The following is a 22,051-nucleotide window of genomic DNA, read 5'->3' as shown; positions in this document are numbered from 1 at the left end:
GGAGGGTGCCTTCATGAAGAGAATGTCCAGGCTGGGGAATTTCGTGAACGATATTCCGTTGAAAACTAAATTTTTTCTTATTTTTGTCATTGGTGTACTGCTGCCTATTCTGGTGGTCAACCTCATCTTTATGGATCGGATGTCGGAGCTGATCCGGGAGAGAGAGGAGCAGAACCTCGATATCTCGATGGAGCGGGCTAGGAAGGATATTCATAATTTCATCGACGGCGGGGTGGCTGTAAGTCATGCGCTGAGTACGGATAAGACCCTTTACGAAATGCTCGATCGCGAGTATGAGTCCCAGCTGGACTTCTACGAAACCTTTGATGAGCAGCTCCGGAATCGGGTAACGAGCTACATACCGGTTAACAACCAGATTCAGCGGATTAGCATCTTCACCGAAAATTCCACCATTGTGTCCGGCGGCAATTATCATGTGATCAACGATAATGTGCTCGAGAGCGACTGGTATGCATTATGGAGCAGCTCGGCCCATCCGGTGCTGGTGGCGGCGTACAGGGCGGCAGAAGCGAACAACTCGGCATCGACGGTTCCGTACTTAAGCGTGATTGAGAAGATGGATTACTACGATACCTATGACACCTATGAGAAGCTGCTTCGAATCGATATCGATCTAAGCAAGATTTATGACGTCATTGTACGGGAACGCGATTATCTGGATATGTATTTGGTGAACGAGAACAATGAGATTATTATGTCGGCCAGCAGCGGTTATGAAAGAGGGAAGTACAGCGCATATTCGAAGCTTGACCTGGAGCAATACGACGAAGAGGATCGGCATGTGTTCTCGATCGGAACGGCCAGGTACGTGAAGGGGTGGAAGCTGATCGGCATCAACCGGGGGAGCCGGATTACGAGCGCCATGCTGGATATGCAGCTGTTTACCGTTGTATTGGCAGCGGTTGTTACGCTGGTTGCGGCGGTCTTTATTACGGTCATGCTGAGATCCTACAATTACCGGGTGAAGCGTTTGGCGCGTCATATGCAGAAGGTGAGCAACGAGAAATTCGACTTGATTGAACTGGACGAAGGCCGGGACGAAATCGGCGGACTCATCCGGAATTTCAATCAGATGACAGCGAAGATGAACTCCCTGATCAACAATGTGTACAAGCTGGAGATTCAGAAGAAAAGCCTGGAGATGGAGCGGGTTCGGGCTGAATTGAACTTTTTGCAGAGCCAGATGAATCCCCATTTCCTGTTCAATACCCTGAATGCGATATTGGTGGTCTGCACGAAGAATCGATACACGGATGTGACGGATATTATCAAAAGCTTGTCCAAGCTGCTTCGCAGACTCCTGAGCTGGAGAGAGGATTTGGTCTCCGTGGAGGAGGAAATCAGATTTATCGAAATGTATCTCAAAATCGAAAAATTCCGCTTTCGGGATAAATTCGAATATCAATTCAACATCGATATGGAAGCGCTTCATTATAAAATTCCGAAAATGAGCATTCAGCCGCTCGTTGAGAATGCATGCAAATATGGCTTGCAGGCGATGGATGGAGCGGGTCTGGTGACCATAAGCGCTTCGGTTGCCCGTGATTATCTTCGCATCGTCATTACGGATAGCGGTAAGGGCATTGAGCAAAGCAAGCTACGGGACATTATTCTCTCGGTTCGCAACGAGCAGTTCTCGGGCAACAGCTTCGGCATTCGAAACGTATATCGGCGGCTGGAGCTGTACTACGACGATCATGTCATTTTCAACATTGCCAGCACCCCGAATCAAGGGACAACCGTTTCATTCGAGATTCCGATCCGGCTGTTGGAGTCTCGGGAGCATGAAGGCGGAGAGGGGGAGAACCATGCCTTTCAAAGTGCTGTTGATCGATGACGAACCGGGTGCGCTGGAAGGGCTGGCGCTGTGGATCGATTGGGAACGCTTGGGGTTTAGCGTCTGCGGAACCGCGGGCAACGGAGTGGAAGGCTTGAAGATGATTCATGGGCTTGCGCCGGATTTGGTCATTACCGATGTAAACATGCCGCTAATGGACGGGCTTCATATGATTGAAACCTGGCAGCAGCATCACCGGGATAGCAGTGTGAAATTTGCCATCATGAGCGGCTACAGTGAATTTGAATATGCAAGGAAGGCATTGCGGCACGGCATCCATCACTACATGCTGAAGCCTATTATTGCAGAGGAAGCCGAGGAGGAGCTCGGCAAGATTCATGCTGAGCTGATGCAGGAGCATCGCAGATTAAGCCTGAGTGCGATTGCTAAGAGGGAAGAGGATGTTTCGCTGATCATGCAAACGCTCTTGGAGATGCCGCTTAGGGCTAGCAGCCTGTCGAGGCTTCAGGTTTTATCCTCCGCCCATCAAGAGTGGAACGTATGTCTGATCCAAGCAGAGTCTGCCTTGTTTCCTGACGTCAAGGAAACCGTCGCCCGCTTGTCAGCCCACGCGAATTCGGAGTATGTCATCGATCTGGAATCGAACCGGCTTGGTTTGGTGAACGGTTATTCCCCTGACAACGGGAGCGTACCCTCAGGCACGATCCGCGAGCTGGTCCGCCATTATGCAGGACAGCGGCTGTTTATGGCTGTAGGAGAAGGCCAGCAGTCTCTGGTGCATATCCGTCGCTGCTACGAAACCGCCAAGGAAGCCATCGAGCATCAATTTTACGATCCGGCGTACGGCGGGATGATTTCATATGAAGAGGTACGGGATCGGCCGTTTCATTATCGTTACCCCACGAACCTGATGGATGATGTCATCAGGTCCGTGGAACTCCTCGACAAGAAGGGATACCGCGAGGCTGCCGGATTGGCTGCGTCCAGGTTTGCGGAGCAGCGAATCGCGCCGGGGATCGTGAAGAAAATGGTGATCCATGTTTTGTATAAAATCATGGATTTGGTGAGGGAGGCGGAAGGTGCGGAAGCTCGAATCCTGGCAGCCAAATCCAATGCAGCTGGATTAACGGACGGAACCTTCCATTTGAACGACTTGATGGGAGAGCTGCTGCGCTTCGGGGAAGAGTGCATCGAGCTTCTTCTCAAGGAGCAGGCCCGGCATTCGCAAGGCATAATCCAGGAGATTAACGATTATATTCGGCAGCACTACCGGGAGAATCTGACCATTAAGCGATTGGCGGAGCTTTTTTATCTGCATCCCGTCTATCTCGGCCAGCTGCTGATGCGTAAGAATGGGATTGGCTTCAACGAACTCATTCATAATTTGCGGATTGAGGAAGCGGCCGCGCTGTTGAAGCAGAACAAGCTGAAGAACAGCGAAATCGCCGAAAGGGTCGGCTACACCCACTACAACCAATTCCTTAAGCATTTCGAAAAAAGATGGGGCATGGCACCGAATGAGTTCAAGAAGAGGATGTTCTAAAGTTTTTAAGGTTAATGCTTTAATTATAGTATAGTCCGCCTTTGAAAGCGCTTTTAAAATAAAGGAAGGTTACATGAAGAGGCGTATCGACCAACGATGTAACCACATTATGACGGAGGTGCTTTTATGGGGGGTAAGACAAAATCATGGCTTCGGCTCAGCACGGTGTTGCTGTTGTCGCTTTGCATCGGCCTTACGGGCTGCGGGGGCGGAAACGGGAATAGCGGGGCCCAGCCGGAAGCAAAGGACTCCGCAGAACAAACAACACCCGGGACGGACGGGGATAAGATCGAACCATTTGAGGTGAGTGTTTTTATCGGTCAACCCGACCAGCAACCAACACCTGACAACAAGATTTATAAATTAATCAGGGAAAAGACAGGAGCATCCTTCAAATTCGAGTTCCTGGCAGGCGATATTGACCAGAAGCTCGGCGTTATGATTGCAGGCGGCGATTATCCGGACATGATGACAGCGAATCAAAAGCTGACAGCGGCCGGTGCCTTTATCCCGCTCGAGGATTTGATTGAAGAACATGCGCCAAACTTGAAGAAGCATTATGAGAAGTACTGGAACATGATGAAAGACCCGAATGACGGTCATATTTACAATCTTCCAAACTACGGTGTAACGAATGCTGATGTTACCTCGTCTTATTATTCGGGCCCAGCCTTCTGGATTCAGAAGGACGTATTGGCAGAGGCAGGATATCCAGAGGTTAAAACCTTGGATCAATATTTTGACATCATTAAACAATACAAGGAAAAGCATCCGACCATCGACGGTACCCCGACGATCGGCTTTGAAATTCTGAACTATGACTGGAAAAACTGGGGCCTGTTCAATGCTCCTCAGCATTTGATCGGTCATCCGAATGACGGCGGTGTAGTTGTTAAAGACGGCAAGGCGGAAATTTTTGCCGATAAGGACTATGCCAAACGTTATTATAAAAAGCTGAACGAAATGAATGCCCTGGGTATCATCGATAAGGAAACGTTCACCCAGAACTTTGACCAGTATATGGCGAAAATCTCCAGCGGTGCAGTTCTTGGCATGTTTGACCAGCACTGGAACTTCCAAAGCGCAGAGGACGCGCTGATTACTCAGAAGAAAGATGAAAGAACGTATGTCGGTCTTCCGCTTGTATTTGATGAAAGTATCAAGGATCATTACAAAGATCGTCCGGCTCTGAACCTCAACAACGGTTTCGGGATCACGGTCAACGCATCCGAAGAGCAGGCGATCAGAATTATCAAATTGTTGGATACGCTGATTCAAGAAGATTGGCAAAAAATCTTGTCCTGGGGGATCGAAGGGGAAGATTACATTGTCAAGGACGGCCGCTTCATGAAAACGCAAGAGCAGCGCGATCTGTTTACCGATGCAACCTGGAAGCTCGCGAATAAAGCCGATTCTTTCCACGGTCAAGCACCAAAAATGGAAGGTTTATTCTCGGACGGCAACGCTACGGACGGCGCTGCACAGCCTGAAGAAATGGTAGCCGCTTTGAGAGAGTATGACAAGAACTTCCTTGCCCAATACGGTTTCAACAGCTATGTTGACTTCTTCAGTCCAGCTCCTGAGAACGAGATTGCTTACCCGGCATGGTCGGTCGACCTGGTAGACGGATCTGAGGCGAAAATCGTGAATACGAAGCAAAATGAGTTGTCCACGAAGTACTTGCCAAAAGCCATTCTTGCTAAACCGGAAGAATTCGACAGCGTCTGGGATGAGTACGTCACTGATATCCGCAAGCTCAACATCAAGGCTTATGAGGATCGGATTAATGAAGTGCTGCAATGGAGAAGAGACACTTGGTCTGTTAAGTAAAGCAGCGGAAGGTACATGAATCGGAAACGGGAAGGCTTCTTGCCTTCCTTGTTTACGAAATATGGGGTTTTGGGGAGAACAAACTTATGGAAGAGACCGTAGTCAAAGACTCTGCCGTCCGCAAGCCTAAGACAAACAAGAAAATCACCTGGGCCGTACTCAAAGAACAGAGACAGTTGATCTATATGTCGGTGCCTCTAATGGCTTACATCATCTTGTTTGCCTACGTTCCTATTTGGGGATGGACCATGGCTTTCCAGGACTACAAGCCGGCTAGAGACTTTAGTGAACAGAAGTGGGTAGGCTTTAAACATTTTGAATTTCTTTTTAAGGACGATAGTTTCCTGCAAGTGCTTCGCAATACGCTCGCAATGAGTGTTATCAATATGATTCTCGGCTTTACGACTGCAATTATCCTTGCATTGTTACTGAATGAAATCCGGAAAGTATTTTGGAAAAGAACCGTACAGACGATCTCCTATCTTCCGCACTTTCTATCCTGGATCATCGTAACCGGGATTGTGGCGACGAGCTTGGCTTCGGACGGAATCATCAATGATGTCCTTATGAAGCTGCATCTCATCAAGGAGCCGATCCAATGGCTCAGTGAAGGCAAATACTTCTGGGGAATCGTCGGAGCGTCGCATGTTTGGAAAGAAGTCGGCTGGAATACGATTATATATTTGGCTGCGATGGCATCCATCGACCCGGCGCTTTATGAGGCTGCCGATATGGACGGGGCAAGCCGCTATCGGAAAATGTTCCATGTTACTTTGCCGGGCATTAAGCCAACGATCATTATTCTGTTGATCATGCAGGTCGGTCACATTCTGGAAGCAGGCTTCGAGGTTCAATACTTGCTGGGCAACGGTCTTGTTGTCGACTGGTCGCAAACGATTGACATTTTCGTGCTGAAGTACGGGCTTGCCCAAGGCAATTACTCATTAGCAACGGCTGCCGGTATATTTAAAACGGTCGTTAGTGTGACGCTGTTATTGATTGCAAACGGAGTCGCGAAACGGCTAGGGGAAGAGAGGCTGCTATAATGGCAAATCAAACAATCAGCCCTGGGCCAGCAACTGCTGCCGCAGCGACTAAACCTGTCAGAAAAAAAAGCGTAGAGCCGATCCTTTTTAATACGTTCAATACCTTGTTTATGATTGGTCTTGTCGTTGTCACATTATATCCGTTTCTGAACACGATCGTCGTTTCCCTGAATGCGGGGAATGATACGATCCGGGGCGGAATCTATCTCTGGCCGAGGGAATTTACCTGGCAGAACTACAAGGCGGTATTCGCTTCGGGAACGATATATGACGCGTTCTGGATTTCCGTGGCAAGAACAGTGCTTTCAACGCTGCTGAATCTGGTCTTGACCACGATGCTGGCGTATACGCTGAGCCGTCGGGAATATGTATTCCGCAAGCCGATTACATTGATCTTTATTCTGACGATGTACTTTAACGCAGGCTTGATTCCTGGATATTTCTTGATGAAGGACTTGCACCTGCTGAATTCGTTCTGGGTATATGTGATCCCGTCGATGATCAGCGCATTCAATATGATCGTTATCCGGACGTATATCGGAACGATTCCGGAAAGCTTGGTCGAATCGGCAAGAATTGACGGAGCCGGAGATTTCAAAATCTTCATCCGGATCATCTTCCCGCTGTGTAAGCCGGTGCTGGCAACCATTGCGCTGTTCGTGGCCGTGGGGGCTTGGAACTCCTGGTTCGATGCATTCATCTATACCTCCTCCCGCCAAGAGCTGAGCACTTTGCAGTATGAGCTGATGAAGCTGCTGTCATCCAGTATGAACGCGAACAGCAACCCGGCAGTAGCTGCCGGCGCAGGGATGACGAAGGACTCTGCGGTGAACATGGTAACGCCGATTTCGATTCGCGCTGCCGTAACTGTCGTGGCATCGGTTCCGATTCTGCTGGTTTATCCGTTCATGCAGAAATATTTTGTCGTTGGGTTGAACGTAGGCAGCGTCAAAGAATGACCAGGATTTTGCTAGTGGACAGATCATACATGCAACCGATGAGGAGGCAAGCATTCCGTGTCTAAGAGAACGATCTTTAGAAAGATCAGCCTGATGCTGATCGGGTTCATGCTGCTCATTCCGCCCAGCTGGAGTGCGGCGGCACATACGCCCGCCGATCAGGATCTTGTGATTCACCATCATTTCGATGGCGGGACGGAGGGGTGGTTCAAACGGGGGACGGAGACGGTGACTTCCGCTACCTATGCTTATGAAGGAACAGGAAGCTTGCTGACGGAGGGAAGGACGGCGACCTGGAACGGACCGGGGTTTAATCTATCCGCCACGAATCGGCTGGACAAGGGAGCGACATATGAAATTTCCGCTTATGTCCATCTGAAGGAGGGCACCCAAGGGTCTCAGAAGCTTCAGCTTGCCATGCAGCAAACCGGGGCCGAGCCCGAATACGTGAACTTCAGCAGCCCGGTCGATGTAACCGCCGACGGGTGGGTGGAGGTAAAAGGCCGTTACAAATACGATTCCAATGCATCAGCCCTGCAGGTGTATCTGCAGAGTCCGAGCAGTCCGGACGCCGCTTATTATATGGACGACTTCAAAGTCCGGCTGATTGAGCCGGCACCGGACCCGGGCAATGGGATGCCGGGGGGAGAGAATACGATCGTATGGGATTTTGAAGACGGAACGACGATGGATTGGGGACCTCGCGATTCGGAGACCGTAGAAGCTGTGCCAGAAGCAGCCCATAGCGGCGGCTACGGTTTAAAGGTCCATGATCGGACGAACAACTGGAACGGGCCCAGCCAGGACGTCAAAGACATCATGATGAGCCAAAAAACGTATACGATCTCAGCCTATGCCAGGCTTGAGCAGGCTCCTGCCGCTGCGGTCAAACTATCGCTTTCGATGGAGAATAAAGCGGCGGGCGCAGCAGAGACGTCCTATACGACCATCGCCTCAGCCTCCGCGAGCGGCACGGAGTGGGTGGAACTGAAAGGAACCTTCGGCTTCAGCTCGGATATGGAAACATTGAAGCTGTACGTGGAAACCTCGGATCTTTCCAATTTCTATGTCGATGACATTAAGCTCGCTCTGCCGGGCTCCATTCAGACGGATATTCCCGCCCTGAAGGATGTGTATCGGGAGTATTTCGAGATCGGGGCAGCCGTGGAGCCCAAGCATCTGTCCGGCGTGCACAAGGAGCTTCTGGATTATCATTACAACTCGCTTGTTGCCGAGAACGTGATGAAACCGGAATCTCTCAATCCGAGAGAGGGAACCTATAACTTTACTAACGCGGATCTGATCAGGGATTATGCCAGGGATCATGATATGAACCTCCGGTTCCATACGCTGCTGTGGCATCAGCAGGGCGCCGAATGGATGCTGAAGGACGACAAGGGCCAATATCTTGAAGCCACGCCGGAGAACAAAGCGCTCGTCCTTCAGAGGCTGGAAGCTTATATCCATGAGGTGGCCGGCCGTTACAAGGGAGATGTCCGCGATTGGGACGTCGTGAATGAGGTCATTGACGAAGGGCGTCCGGACGGCATGCGGGACAGCCAGTGGTACCGGATAACGGGACTCGACTATATCCGGACCGCATTTCATGCGGCGCGAGACGCAGCCGGACCCGAGGCCAAGCTGTACATCAACGATTACAGCACGCACAACCCGAAGAAACGCGATTATTTGCTGAATCTCGTAAAACAGCTGAAGGCGGAAGGCGTTCCGATCGATGGCGTGGGCCATCAAACGCATATCAATATCAGCGGGCCCTCCATCCAGCAAATCTCGGATTCCATCCGGATGTTCGGCGAGGCGGGATTTGATAATCAGCTTACCGAGCTGGACGTTTCGGTGTACACGAACAATACCGACGCCTTCCAGACCGTTCCTCAGGAATTGCTCGACAAGCAAGGCTATCGGTACAAAGAGCTGTTTGAAGAATTGAAGCGGCTGGACCAAATGGGCGTTGATGCAGGCGTGGAGGGTGGCTGGATCAGCAATGTCACCCTGTGGGGGATTGCAGACGACCATACCTGGCTGCATGACCGTCCCGCGGGGACGGGCCGCCAGGATGCCCCGTTTCCTTTTGACAAGCAATATCAGGCCAAGCCAGCTTATTGGGGAATGGTCGATCCCTCCAGGCTAACGATTGTGAGAAAAACCGGAACGGCTGTGGAGGGTAAGGCCGTCATCGACGGACAACCGGATGCTTCCTGGAATCTGGTTCCGGCATTTAAGACGGAGAAGCTGGGATCGTTGTCTGCCGAATTTAAGACGCTATGGGACAAGGACCATATCTATGTCAGGGTTGACGTGAAAGACGGATCGATAGCCCCGGGGGATCAGGTTGATATCTTCGCGGTGGTGAACGGTACCCTGCAAGAAGCCCGGATTCAGCGCGGAGCCGCCAACACGGCAGAGACCGCGGGAGGTTACGCGGGGGAGGCTCTTCTCCAGCTACACGGAACAGGGGCATTGGGCAGCGACATTTATTTCGATGTCAGGGTAACGGATTCCGGTTCGGATGACGGTTCCGAGCATGGCAAGAACGGAGCGGTGGTGTCCTGGAGCGATCCAAGGCATGCCCAGGAGAGCGATCAAGACGGACTCGGCATACTTACGCTCGCTGCTGCGCCGAAATCGGCCCAGGCCCGCTACGGCACCCCGAAGGTGGACGGCGAGCTGGACGACGTCTGGAAGGACGCCGCGGAACTGGCAACCGACGTGTGGGTCGAGGGTAACAGCGGCGCAACCGCAACATTCCGGACGCTATGGGATGAGAATTACCTGTATGTTTACGCCATGGTTAGCGACGGCTTGTTGTCGGATGCGAGCCCCAACGTATGGGAGCAGGATTCGGTAGAGATTTTTGTGGATCAGAATAATGGAAAGACGGATGCTTACCAAGAAGATGATGGACAGTACCGGATGAACTTCAATAATCTGCGCTCCTTTGGCGGTTATGCGGGCGAGGATAACTTCACTTCGGCAGCGAAGGTGACCGACGGGGGGTATGTCGTTGAAGCAGCGATCCGCCTCGACAAGATCAAGCCTGAGAAAGGGACGGTCATCGGATTCGATTTGCAGGTGAACAACGATGAAGACGGCCAGGGCACAAGAGACAGCGTGGCCATCTGGTCGGATCCGACGGGCCAGTCCTATCAAAACACGTCCAGGTTCGGCGTGCTGGAATTCACGAAGAGCTCCGCTCCTGGCGGAGGAGACGGAAACGGCGGAGAACATAACGGCGGCGGTGACGGAGGAAGCGGTGCAAACGCGGGCGGTGGCGGAAGCAGTACAAGTCCAGCTCCGAACACGCCTTCACTCGAAATCCGGAACAACGACGGGCGGATTCTCGCTGTAGTCTCGAGCCAAGTCCTTCAGCAGGCATTGGACAGGGCGGCAGCCGGCGTGGAAGGACCGAAGCGAGCAATCGTGGCTATCCCGGCTCAAACAGAGGCCCAGTCCTACGAAATTCAATTGCCGGGCAAGTGGCTGCTGGGGAACTCGGAGGTTGTGTTGATCCTCCAAACGGAGTTCGGCGCACTGGAGCTGCCAAGCGCATGGGTTCGGGGAGCCGGAGTAAAGGATACGGAAACCGTCGCGCTGCGTCTGGCGAAAGCTTCGGGCAGCAATCTGGGTGCAACCCTTCGCGAGGAGATCGGTGATCGTCCGGTGTTCCGGGTAGAGGCTCTTGCCGGCGACCGGGCCCTGTCGTGGAGATCGGGCAAAGCTCGCTTGATCTGGTCGGTGCCTTACACACCAACCAAGGAAGAGCTGGCACAACCGGACCATATCTTTGTCAGGGAGATCGATGCCAACGGGCAAGGCGGGCCTCTTCCTAACAGCCGTTATGATGCGAAACAGGGGATCGTTCGCGCAGCGCTGCCGCATGGCGGCACGTTTGTAGTCGCTTCCGCATTCAAGACGTTTCATGACCTGAAGCATGTGCCGTGGGCGATCGATGCGATCGAAACGATGGCATCCCGCGGATTTATCCAAGGGGTAAGCGAAACGATGTTCGATCCGCAGAACGAAATCACCCGGGCCGAATTCCTCGTTATGCTCGTACGCGTGCTGGAACTGGAAGGTTCGGGCGAAGGCCGGGCAGCATTCGGAGATGTTACGTCTTCGGCCTATTATTACAAACACGTGCAAATCGCCTCAGAGCTTGGGCTCGTTCAAGGCGTCGGCGGAAATCGTTTCTCGCCGGACACGCCGATGACGCGCCAGGACATGATGCTGATCACGCAGCGTGCCCTGGAGGCGGCAGGCAGGAAGCTGGAGGGCGAAGGGGCGCTGGATGCTTTTGCCGATGGGGATGAGGTTGCCGAATATGCCAAATCGAGTGCAGCTCTGCTTGCAGGGTCGGGCATCGTGAACGGCATGAACGGCAAAATCGCGCCGAAGGCTTACTTTACGCGTGCCCAGGGAGCCGTGATTCTGGACCGGATTTGGAATTGGGAACTGATTAAGGCCGTGAATCGTTAATGCGATGATCGGACGTGAACGATGAAAAGCAGCATGTACGTATGAATGAGATGGAGGCCACCCGTTGCAACGGGCTGGCCTTTTTCGTGCAGATCCTCCTGGCCAGGCGGGCGGCGAGCTATGAATCATGCGGGACAGGAGAATCCTTTTCTAGCAAAAGACGTCTATCTTCGTGCTTTCTTGGAAAACCTATTCATAGATTCAAGATTCTAAGCTAGCGCTATTAAATAATCTATGAATATAGGTTGGAGGTTGATGTACTTGTATCGTTCATCCGTTCATGCTGAAGAAGCCGATCATCCGGAGTGGGCGCCAGATCTTCTGGGGAGGGTTACCAAACGGATCGGCAGCGTTATCGTCGGACATGAGGAGCAAATTTCGTTAACGATGATTGCCTTGCTGGCCGGGGGCCATGTGCTGCTGGAGGACGTGCCGGGAGTCGGGAAGACCATGCTGGTGAAGTCGGTGGCTGCGTTAATCGGCTGCGATTTCAGCCGCATTCAGTTCACTTATGACCTGATGCCAGGGGACATTACGGGCGCATCGGTCTATTATCCGCACACGGGAGAGTTTGTATTTAGGCCCGGACCGGTGATGTCCAATATCGTGTTGGCCGATGAGATTAACCGGGCATCGCCGCGGGCGCAATCGGCGCTGCTGGAGGCGATGGAAGAGGGGCGCGTCACTGTGGACGGCCATACGTATCCGCTGCCTGCCCCGTTCTTCCTGCTGGCAACGCAAAATCCGTACGAATATGAAGGCACAAGCCGCCTGCCGGAGGCGCAGCTGGATCGATTTTTGATGAGATTATCGCTGGGCTATCCCAACATGGAAGGCGAATTGGAGCTGCTGGAGCGGGGAATGGGCAGTTCCAGACTGGAGGATCTGAAGCCGATCATGATGGGCTCCGAGCTCATCCGGATGCAGCAGAGCGTGTCCCGCGTCTTCGTGGATGACACCATCAAACGCTACATGGTCAGTGTGGCCGATGCTTCCCGAAGGCAGCAGGGCGTATCCCTGGGCATCAGTCCGAGAGGGACATTAGCGTGGCTCCGTGCTTCGCAGGCAGCAGCATTTTTGACAGGACGAATGTATGTCATCCCGGATGACTGCCTGCGCGTTGCCGTACCGGTGCTGACCCACCGGATTCACCTCGGTCATGATGCACGCGCAGCCGGCGTGACTCCTTATGAAATGGTAGAATCCATCCTTACGAGGTTTGATCTGCCGCGCCAGCGCAGCCGGAAGGGAAGCACCTCATGAGACGGCGTCTGCTGGAATGGTTGAGAGGCATAGCCATCTGGTCGGTGTCTTTGGGGCTCTATCTTTGGTTAGGCGGGGAATCGCTGCGGCTTGTTTGGTGGGCATCCACGATTCTATTGCTTGGAGGGGCTATGACGAGCTTGCTCGGTCCGACCCGAATCACCATCTCGCACACAAGCTCCCCTTTGTGCATACAGGCTGGAGACTCCGTCCAGATGACGGTTCATGTTGCCTATCGTTGCATTCTTCCCCTGCCATGGCTTATCATCACCGACCGCATCGGCAGCAGGACATATCGCAAACTGCTGTTCCCGGGCATGCGGCGACGACTTGAGTATACCTACCGACTGAACCAGGTTCCCCGCGGAGTCTGGTCTTCGATCTATAGCGAGATGGAATGGGGCGATCTGTTCGGCTGGTTCAGGACAAACCGAAGTCTGCTCAGCGATTCGGGCGGCCTGATCGTGCTGCCAAAGCCCGCGGAGTGGCCTGTGGCCCAGATGCCCATGCATGGAAGCGATATGGATACGGAAGATGAACGCGTACGCTTCAACGTTTGGAATGAAATGAGAGGATCGGGCGTGCGCGATTATGTTCCAGGGGATCCCATGAATCGGATTCATTGGAAGAATTCCGCGAAGCTTGGCCGCTTGCAATCTTTTATGCCTCATGAGGGCTTTGGAGCAAGGCAGGGCGTTGTGCTGGATACATCGCTCCAAGGGTATGAGGGCCATGAAGCCCGGAAACCGCAGGAAGTATTTGAAGAAGCTGTATCGGCTGCAGCGGGAATGGTATCCCGGCTTATCCGCTATAGAATCCCCTATCAATTATGCATGGATGGGACGGATTTAGAGGGTTCATCGATTGAACGCAAAGGCGGGTCCAAGGGGCAGCCGGATTCGTTGGTGCCTCTGGCCTCTGTTCAGCTAACCGGGAATGATCCGATGCGGAACCGAAGATTCCAGCAATCCTTCAATCCCTCGCAAAAGAATACGGATTGGGCTATCATCACCGGGTACTTCCATCAGGGTGCCGCTGTCGCCGGCATAAGCCTCCTGAATGCGGGCTGCAGAAAGGTGACCATTTATTGCATTCAAAGCGTAAGCCGGTTGAAATTGGCTGAAAGCACAGCGGCGGCTCCATCGGAGAATCAGGCGCATCCGCCGTGGGCGCACGAATTTTTCGGCAAAGGCGGGAAGCTGGTGTATGTACGTGAAAAACCAGCAGTAGAGGCAGGGCACCCTATCAAGATCGGAGGTGCCGTCCATGACAGGACCGGACAGCTCGCCCGTTAGGGCTGGCGGCAATCGGGAAACCGGGTCATTCGGATCACGGAGTGTGCCTTCGGTATTCGTTTCCAGATTGTCGCACGGAACGCTGCTTCATCGCATATTAATTACGCTGCCGGTGACGGGACTTCTGTCAGAGTGGCTCTTGCCCCTTCGGAATGCGGGTGAAACAGGCGGCCGGTTTGTGCTGGAAACCTTATTCCTATGGGCTTTGTTTCTGCTGCTTCAAGGGTTGTTTACATGGCGAGGCTGGGTGTGGCTGCCGCTGAATGCCGGGCTGGTGGTCTGGCTTTGTTCCCGGTTGTTTGAATATAGCGATCCGCTCGCATGGCTGTCGGATTACGCTTCGCTGATACTTCCAGGCGACGCTTCGGCTTTCAGAAATGCGTGGGAGTTTACGATCTTAAGCCAGGAAACGAGGACGATCATCCTGCTTGTCGGCTGGGGCATCATGGTATCCGCAGTGCATATGCTGGCTCTGTATCGCCGGACCGTTTGGCTGTTTGGCGGTTCGACGCTGGTTTATTTGGCGGTGCTGGAGTCTGCCATGGAAGAAAGCGTCTATGGGGATATGCTGCGCGCGGTGCTGTACATGTTGCTGGCCCAGGGCATGATGCTGATCCTTAAGCTGAAGCAGGAAACCGTGGAGGGAACCTCTTCGGAAATGGTCCTCCCCGAACCAATGCGAACCGGCCGCTTGTCCGGGCTGCCAGTGCTGCGCTGGAGCCTGTTTGTGCTGCTGGCCTCCGTTCTGATCGCGGGGATTACCCGAGTAGGAGGGGGCTTGGGCGAGCCTTCGCCAGGCATGGGATTGAGTGTGGCGGAAATGGCGGAACGACTGGCGGGATGGGGGGATCGGCTCCGCGGAAATACGGAACCGTCGATTCCTGCCTCCCAGGTTGCGGGATATGCTTCCCAAGGAGAAGATTTGGGAGGCCCTCTGACGCTCAGCGATGCATTGTATTTTACGGCGCAATCGCCTGTACCGACGTATTGGCGCGGAGACACGTATAATCGATATGACGGCCGGAAATGGGATGCAGATCCCTCCATCCGCAAGCCAGTCAAGCTAGTGGAGGACCTGAGCGGTTTCCTGCCGTATTGGGAGCGTCCTTCTGGAGAGACGATCGTGCAGTCGCTGACTTTTGTACGGGAGACCCCCGTCCCATCTTTGCTGTCGGGAGGTATTATTACCCGCGTGAAGGAGATGCATTCTTCCAAAGAGCGAGGTGCGCCAAGGTTGGCCGTCGACAGGCTGTCCGAAACGATTTCCTTGCAAGGCGAGAGGGCGGTGTCCGGTTATACCGTGGAGACTTTATACGCGCAGCCGGAGGAGCAAGCGCTCCGCAGTGCGAACGGGGACGATCCCGAATATATGGAAGAAATGTATCTGGAGCTTCCCGAGGAGCTGCCCTCCAGGGTGAAGGATTTAGCGCGGAGGATTACATCGGACGCCGCGGGCAGGTATGAAACGGCGCAAGCTATCGAATCCTATTTGGAGCAGAACTATACGTATACGCTGCAAACCTCCGTGCCACCGGAGGGCCGGGATTTTACGGATCATTTTTTGTTCGATGCGAAGGAAGGGTACTGCGTTCATTTTGCTACGGCGATGACCGTCTTACTCCGATCCGAGGGCATCCCCGCACGCTATGTGACGGGATTTGCGCCTGGCGATCGGGTGGCCGGCACGATGGATCGTTACGAGGTCGCCCAAAAGAATGCGCATGCGTGGGTGGAAGTGTTTTTCCCGGGACAGGGGTGGGTCCTGTTTGATCCGACTCCGGGCTTTGGGGTCGAGGGGACGTCCATGCCTTCGGCTGCCGGCGATTCCGGCTCCGCCGGAATGATGTCATGGCATACCTTGTGGAGTACCATGATCTACGCTGCCGTTAAAGTGCTCCTTGTGATATCCGCCATCGGTCCCGTGATGTTCGGGGTCGCGCTTTTGTTGATCCTCCCTCTTATTGTGGCCGTCATTTGCCGAATTCCGGCCGTACGCCAAAGTTGGGCCTTCATGAGGATGGCCCGGACGATAGCGGTCAGCGGGCGGGAGGGACTCGTATCGGCGGCGGTATGGGTCTGGGACAAGCTGCAGCGCAGGTATGGGGATCTGGAAAGAGGGCAGACCATGCGTCAATACGTCAGCGCCCTGTCGATTGCCGATGCCGAATTCAGGGCGGAGCTGGAGGCATTCGCGTCGCGCTGGGAGCGGGCTGCGTACCAGGATGAACCGTGGTCCCGTACGGAAAAAGTACTCTTTTTGCGCCAATGCATTCGAATTGTCAAAAAACTGGCATGAAAACAAAGGGCCCTCTTTCTTGACGGTATGAATTGGGGTTGCGTATAATTAATTTCATTAATCAAGGGAGGCCCGGTAATGAATAAGCCTAATGAAATCATCGTCGTTTTGGACTTCGGTGGACAGTACAACCAACTTATAGCACGACGCATTCGCGATCTTGGCGTTTATAGTGAGCTTCTGCCATACAATACGCCCGTCGAGAAGATTAAAGATCTCTCCCCGCGCGGCATTGTTTTCTCAGGAGGTCCTTCCAGCGTGTATTCCGAGAATGCACCGCATGTGGATCCTGCCATTTACGATCTGGGACTGCCGATCTTCGGCATTTGCTACGGCATGCAGCTGATGGCTCAGCAGCTGGACGGAAAAGTAGAGCGTGCTTCGAAGCGCGAATACGGTAAAGCCGAATTGGAGTTCGCCCCGAACTCGACGCTTGTCAAAGGGATTGAGCAAAAACAAACCGTGTGGATGAGTCATGGCGATCACGTGGTATCGCTGCCTTCCGGCTTCAAGCTGGATGCAGGAACGGAATCCGCTCCGATCGCCGCGATGAGTAACGAAGACAAGAAGCTGTACGCCGTTCAATTCCATCCGGAGGTTCGCCACTCCGTCCATGGTAACGAAATGATTAAGAATTTCCTGTACGAAGTGTGCGGCTGCGAAGGCAACTGGAGCATGGAGACTTTCATCGAGGATCAAGTTCGCGAAATCCGTGAAGTGGTCGGCGAGCAAAAAGTGCTGTGCGCGCTGAGCGGCGGCGTTGATTCCTCCGTTGTGGCCATGCTGATTCACAGAGCCATCGGCGATCAGCTGACATGCATGTTCATCGATCATGGACTGCTGCGCAAGGGCGAGGCCGAGAGCGTAATGGAGACCTTTGTCGGCAAGTTCGACATGAAGGTTGTCAAGATTGACGCTCAGGAGCGTTTCATGTCCAAGCTGAAGGGCGTGGACGATCCGGAGAAAAAACGTAAAATCATCGGCAACGAGTTCATCTACGTATTCGATGAGGAATCCAGCAAGTTCGATGATTTCGCATTCCTGGCTCAAGGCACGCTGTATACCGACATCGTGGAGAGCGGAACGGACACGGCACATACGATCAAGTCCCACCACAATGTCGGCGGGCTGCCAGAAGACATGAAATTCGAGCTCATCGAGCCGCTCAAAGCCCTATTTAAGGACGAAGTTCGTAAAGTCGGCGAAGAGCTTGGCTTGCCGGACGAGATCGTTCATCGTCAGCCTTTCCCTGGCCCGGGTCTTGCGATTCGCGTACTGGGCGAAGTAACGGAGGACAAGCTGCAAATCGTCCGCGACTCCGACTACATCCTGCGCGAGGAAATCGCGAAGGCTGGTCTGGATCGCGAAATCTGGCAGTATTTCACGGCGCTTCCGAACATGAAGAGCGTCGGCGTTATGGGTGATGCACGCACGTATTCCTACACCGTAGGCATCCGCGCCGTAACCTCCATCGACGGCATGACGGCGGACTGGGCGCGCATCCCATGGGATGTGCTGGAGAAAATCTCCGTCCGCATCGTGAACGAAGTCGAGAACGTCAACCGCATCGTGTACGATGTGACTTCCAAGCCGCCAGCAACGATCGAGTGGGAGTAATTTTTATACTGCTGCACTAAACAAAAAAACCTTCAAATCCACATCCGTGGGATTGAAGGTTTTTTTGAGATGGTCACCATACGAGCGTTCCTCTTTAAACAATGGATTGAGGCCCTGGTTTATTGCATGCATCTTTTGTCCAATAAGATAAATAATACGTTAAGGTGCAATGGGTGAGCGAGCTTTAGGGAAGTCGAACCAAGACCGAACCTGTGAGGAGGAAAAGAATGAAAGCTATCGTCATTGACCGTTATGGTGGCAAGGAAGAGCTTCAGGAAAGAGAAGTACCTACTCCTGCACCGCAAGCGCATCAGGTCTTAGTCAAAGTGGCCGCCACATCGATCAATCCAATTGACTGGAAGCTTCGAGAAGGCTATTTAAAACAAATGATGGATTGGGAGTTTCCCATTATTTTAGGATGGGATGTTGCCGGGACCATTTCGGAAATCGGGAGCGAGGTAACGGATTGGAAAGTGGGGGACGAAGTGTTTGCCCGCCCGGAAACGACCCGTTTTGGCACATATGCCGAATTTACTTTGGTGGATGACCACCTGTTGGCACGCAAGCCTGCTGCTATCTCATGGGAGGAAGCGGCATCCGTTCCGCTCGCGGGACTCACTGCTTGGCAGGCGCTGTTTACACATGGTGAACTGACCAAAGGAGAGAAGGTATTGATTCATGCAGGCGCTGGCGGCGTCGGCATGTTCGCTATCCAGTTTGCCAAACAAGCGGGTGCTTACATCATAACGACCTCCAGCGAACGCAATCATGAACTGTTGGCCTCACTCGGTGCTGATCGGATGATCGATTATCGGACGACCCGATTTGAAGATGAATTATCGGATGTGGACGTTGTGTTCGATACGATGGGCGGTGACGTGCAGAAGAACAGCTTTAAAGTACTGAAACAGCATACCGGGCGAATCATATCGATTGTCAGCGATTTTGATGAAGAGCTGGTAAGAAAATACGACGTGACTGCCAAAAATATATGGCTGGATCCCAATGGCCAGCAGCTTCAGGAAATAGCCGATATGTTAGAGCAAAAAAGGGTAAGAGCCGTCGTGGGAGCTACGTTTCCTTTTTCGCGAAAAGGGCTTTACGATGCCCACGCATTAAGTGAGACCCACCATGCTGTCGGTAAAATAGCCATAAGTTTCTCCTAAGGAGATAGACGATCCGATTTCATCCTGCCTGTCCGGTTTCGACCCGCGTCTGCCACCATCGGATGTAAAACACCTCACCGGGCGGATTTCGATGATCATGTGCGCATCTTCCCAGGTTTTAGGGTTGTTTTTAGTCGTATGTAGGTCAGTTGTCCTAGAGAGGAAAGCTTTTGGAAAGGTAATTTCCGAACGTTTCTTTAAATTGACAAGTTTAATATTCGTTTTTGTTGTTGACAAGGTTGGGCTTCTCGTCCTAGAATATGTGTAGAAACCGACACGACAACTACAAATAACGAGCTTTTTCGTATAATCCCGGGAATGGGCCCGGGAGTCTCTACAGGTCACCGTAATGATCTCGCTACGAAAAGAAGAGCGGCAATATAATGATGCGGACTCGTCCAGCATTCGAGATCGGCCTGCAAGCAGGAGCAACGCTCCAATGCAGCAGACCGGTTATTCGATAAGGATGCTGCCCGGCAGCATGCGAAAGATTGTTTTGCGGCTCTTTTTTCAAGCGACGGCCCTAGGGATCTATCCTTAGGGTCTATTTGTATGTTGCCGGTCATTAATTTAAGGGGGATATCTCTACAATGGAGCGTTTCTTTAAACTAAAGGAACACGGAACGAATGTAAGAACCGAGATTATCGCAGGCTTGACGACCTTTATGACCATGGCTTACATCCTGCTGGTCAACAATCTGTTCCTGGGTCCTGACGGCGCGGGCATTCCACAGGAAGGCGTATTCTTCGCTACCGCTGTTGGTGCCGGTCTCGTGACAATGGCCATGGGCTTTTTCGTTAACATTCCGGTTGCGCTGGCACCAGGCATGGGTTTGAATGCGTATTTCATGACAGTTGTATTAAGCTCGAACGGTGCGATTACTTGGCAGGCGGCGCTCGGTGCCGTATTCATCTCCGGTATCGTCTTCATCATTCTTACGGTAACCAAAGTCCGCCAAATGCTGTTGACGGCGGTTCCGAACAACTTGAAGATCGCCATTACCGTTGGTATCGGATTGTTCATTACGATCGTTGGCCTGAAGCTGGGCAATATCGTTACGGCTTCCATCAACCCGGGAACGGATATCTCTCATCCGGTACCAGGCGGTGCCTTCAATCTTGGTCTTGGAAATTTCGTTGAAAACAAGGATACGCTGCTTGCGATCATCGGGCTGTTCCTGATTGCCATCCTGATGGTCCTGAAGCTGAAAGGCGCACTGCTTATCGGTATCGTGCTGACGACGCTGATCGGTATTCCGATGGGCGTTACCGATTTGTCGGGTCTGAGCACCGCGAGCTGGATTCCTTCGTTCGATAATCTGGCTGTCGGTCAGATGGACTTGAAGGGTGCGCTCGGGATTGGTCTTATCGAAGTTATTTTCATCTTCACATTCGTCGAGCTGTTCGATACGTTCGGAACGCTGGTCGGTACGGCCGGTCGTGCCGGACTTCTGAAGAACAAAGAAGAAGGCGAGAAAAAGCTCGGCAAAGCGATGCTCGTGGATGCGGGCGGCGTAAGCGCAGGCGCATTCCTCGGAACTAGTACGATCACGGCCTTCGTAGAAAGTACTTCCGGTGTTGCTGAAGGCGGACGTACAGGCTTGACTGCGGTTACCACAGGCGTACTCTTCATTCTGGCATTGTTCCTGGCTCCGATTGCACTGGTTGTTCCTTCGGCCGCTACGGCACCCGCACTTGTCATCGTCGGCGTCCTGATGATGAGCCAGGTACGCGATATCGAGTGGGACGATTTCATGCAAGCTTTCCCGGCATTCTTGACGATCATCCTGATGCCATTCACAGGCGGTATCGCGAACGGGATCTCCGCTGGTATCATTGCATATGTGATTCTTGCGGTATTCGGCAAATTGACTGGCCGCACGGATACCAAGGTGCATTGGCTGATGTGGATCTTGTTTGTGATTATCTTGATCCGATACGCGTTCCTCGGTGCAGAATAGTTAAATTCGAATCTAAATGATATACAAATAAAGCGAAAGCTCTGGGAGTCAGTCCCGAGCTTTCGCTTTTTTCTTAGGGCCGCAACAGCGGTTGAGTGACAAACGATTCGGTAGTCTTATAGAATCTGTTGAACTAAGTAAGTATTTTATATATAAGAAGAAATAGGATTAACCGAAGGTTTTGCTGCGGAATAAACCTTTGAAGCAATGCTTTCTTTCTTTAATGACCTCTAAGCGCACAGGCTGGTATTGGATGATGTGGGAGCTGCGCGGCGAGATCATCAGACTGTAATACGAAATGATGACTTCTCGCCATGCCATAAGTGCCTTTAATTATGAAACCTTACGTTAAATATATAAGGGGCTCAGTAAACACAGGTTATACTAAACTGCATTATAGTAGAATTCTCTATGAATAATTTTTCAAAAAACACTTGCGTTCCGATTCGACGCATGGTATATTATATTTCCGGCCAAGAAATACGGCCTGGAACAAATGCTTGGATCAATAAGCTGAAATGAATTTGAAAAATAAATTCAAAAAAAGCTTGCAATGATCGAGCGGATGTGATAAGATATAAGAGTTGCTAACGAGATAACTTGTTGGTGACAAACGAAGAAGTTGATCTTTGAAAACTGAACAACGAGTGAGTAAAACGAACCACTTCGGTGGGACGTTGAAATAGAGAATTGAACAAATTCTCGTCAGTTAAGAAATGAGCAAGTCAAACTTTATTGGAGAGTTTGATCCTGGCTCAG

At 52.3% G+C, this 22,051-nt stretch carries 12 protein-coding genes and 1 riboswitch; all 12 genes read left to right on the top strand.

Translation table 11 applies throughout. The annotated features are described in order from the left end of the window. The first annotated feature begins 13 nt into the window (after window positions 1–13). The 12 genes from RB298_RS15720 (at window position 14) to RB298_RS15665 (ending at window position 21,292) form a co-directional block, all read left to right on the top strand. Window positions 14–1,858 carry a sensor histidine kinase gene (locus RB298_RS15720; RefSeq protein WP_375121891.1) on the top strand — a complete coding sequence of 615 codons (1,845 nt, stop codon included), beginning with the start codon at window positions 14–16 and terminating at the stop codon, window positions 1,856–1,858. Continuing rightward, window positions 1,830–3,362, top strand: a complete 1,533-nt coding sequence (locus RB298_RS15715; protein WP_486047548.1) for a response regulator transcription factor — start codon at window positions 1,830–1,832, stop codon at window positions 3,360–3,362. Before RB298_RS15720 ends, RB298_RS15715 begins: the two co-directional genes overlap by 29 nt. A gap of 126 nt (window positions 3,363–3,488) precedes the next feature. Then, window positions 3,489–5,192: an extracellular solute-binding protein gene (locus RB298_RS15710; RefSeq protein ID WP_192569717.1), complete on the top strand. Its 1,704-nt coding sequence runs from the start codon at window positions 3,489–3,491 to the stop codon at window positions 5,190–5,192. An 86-nt stretch (window positions 5,193–5,278) separates the two neighbouring features. Further along, window positions 5,279–6,238: an ABC transporter permease gene (locus RB298_RS15705; RefSeq protein ID WP_036664362.1), complete on the top strand. Its 960-nt coding sequence runs from the start codon at window positions 5,279–5,281 to the stop codon at window positions 6,236–6,238. Beyond that, the gene (locus RB298_RS15700) at window positions 6,238–7,197 is read left to right on the top strand and encodes a carbohydrate ABC transporter permease (RefSeq protein WP_213580226.1); all 960 of its coding nucleotides are present in this window, start codon (window positions 6,238–6,240) and stop codon (window positions 7,195–7,197) included. Before RB298_RS15705 ends, RB298_RS15700 begins: the two co-directional genes overlap by 1 nt. Before the next feature lie 57 nt (window positions 7,198–7,254). Continuing rightward, window positions 7,255–11,694 (top strand): endo-1,4-beta-xylanase, encoded by a 4,440-nt coding sequence (locus RB298_RS15695; protein ID WP_486047547.1) that lies wholly within the window; start codon window positions 7,255–7,257, stop codon window positions 11,692–11,694. Window positions 11,695–11,949: 255 nt separating this feature from the next. Continuing rightward, a complete protein-coding gene (locus RB298_RS15690) occupies window positions 11,950–12,957 on the top strand; it encodes an AAA family ATPase (protein ID WP_096776982.1) in 1,008 nt (335 codons plus the stop codon). Next, a complete protein-coding gene (locus tag RB298_RS15685) occupies window positions 12,954–14,252 on the top strand; it encodes a DUF58 domain-containing protein (protein WP_486047546.1) in 1,299 nt (432 codons plus the stop codon). The genes RB298_RS15690 and RB298_RS15685 overlap by 4 nt, the downstream gene beginning before the upstream one ends. Next, the gene (locus RB298_RS15680; RefSeq protein WP_486047545.1) at window positions 14,224–16,548 is read left to right on the top strand and encodes a transglutaminase-like domain-containing protein; all 2,325 of its coding nucleotides are present in this window, start codon (window positions 14,224–14,226) and stop codon (window positions 16,546–16,548) included. The genes RB298_RS15685 and RB298_RS15680 overlap by 29 nt, the downstream gene beginning before the upstream one ends. A 78-nt stretch (window positions 16,549–16,626) precedes the next feature. Then, complete coding sequence (gene guaA, locus RB298_RS15675; protein WP_096776979.1) at window positions 16,627–18,165, top strand: glutamine-hydrolyzing GMP synthase; 1,539 nt, start codon at window positions 16,627–16,629, stop codon at window positions 18,163–18,165. A 227-nt stretch (window positions 18,166–18,392) separates the two neighbouring features. Continuing rightward, complete coding sequence (locus RB298_RS15670) at window positions 18,393–19,331, top strand: NADP-dependent oxidoreductase (RefSeq protein WP_486047544.1); 939 nt, start codon at window positions 18,393–18,395, stop codon at window positions 19,329–19,331. Between the two features lie 282 nt (window positions 19,332–19,613). After that, a riboswitch (purine riboswitch) is annotated at window positions 19,614–19,712 on the top strand. 209 nt (window positions 19,713–19,921) lie between these two features. Next, on the top strand, window positions 19,922–21,292 hold the full coding sequence (locus RB298_RS15665; RefSeq protein ID WP_192569711.1) for an NCS2 family permease: 1,371 nt from the start codon (window positions 19,922–19,924) through the stop codon (window positions 21,290–21,292). The last annotated feature ends 759 nt before the right edge of the window (window positions 21,293–22,051 follow it).

The organism is Priestia sp. BR_2 (assembly GCF_041954005.1).
GTDB classification, from domain to species: domain Bacteria; phylum Bacillota; class Bacilli; order Paenibacillales; family Paenibacillaceae; genus Paenibacillus_AQ; species Paenibacillus_AQ lautus_A.
Note: the sequence above shows the minus strand (reverse complement) of the source record. Positions and strands in the feature narration are given on the sequence as shown.

Coding starts and splice junctions, on each gene's coding strand:
- RB298_RS15720 (WP_375121891.1), top strand. CDS start 14: ATGAAGAGAATGTCCAGGCTGGGGAATTTCGTGAACGATATTCCGTTG.
- RB298_RS15715 (WP_486047548.1), top strand. CDS start 1,830: ATGCCTTTCAAAGTGCTGTTGATCGATGACGAACCGGGTGCGCTGGAA.
- RB298_RS15710 (WP_192569717.1), top strand. CDS start 3,489: ATGGGGGGTAAGACAAAATCATGGCTTCGGCTCAGCACGGTGTTGCTG.
- RB298_RS15705 (WP_036664362.1), top strand. CDS start 5,279: ATGGAAGAGACCGTAGTCAAAGACTCTGCCGTCCGCAAGCCTAAGACA.
- RB298_RS15700 (WP_213580226.1), top strand. CDS start 6,238: ATGGCAAATCAAACAATCAGCCCTGGGCCAGCAACTGCTGCCGCAGCG.
- RB298_RS15690 (WP_096776982.1), top strand. CDS start 11,950: ATGTACTTGTATCGTTCATCCGTTCATGCTGAAGAAGCCGATCATCCG.
- RB298_RS15685 (WP_486047546.1), top strand. CDS start 12,954: ATGAGACGGCGTCTGCTGGAATGGTTGAGAGGCATAGCCATCTGGTCG.
- RB298_RS15680 (WP_486047545.1), top strand. CDS start 14,224: ATGACAGGACCGGACAGCTCGCCCGTTAGGGCTGGCGGCAATCGGGAA.
- guaA (WP_096776979.1), top strand. CDS start 16,627: ATGAATAAGCCTAATGAAATCATCGTCGTTTTGGACTTCGGTGGACAG.
- RB298_RS15670 (WP_486047544.1), top strand. CDS start 18,393: ATGAAAGCTATCGTCATTGACCGTTATGGTGGCAAGGAAGAGCTTCAG.
- RB298_RS15665 (WP_192569711.1), top strand. CDS start 19,922: ATGGAGCGTTTCTTTAAACTAAAGGAACACGGAACGAATGTAAGAACC.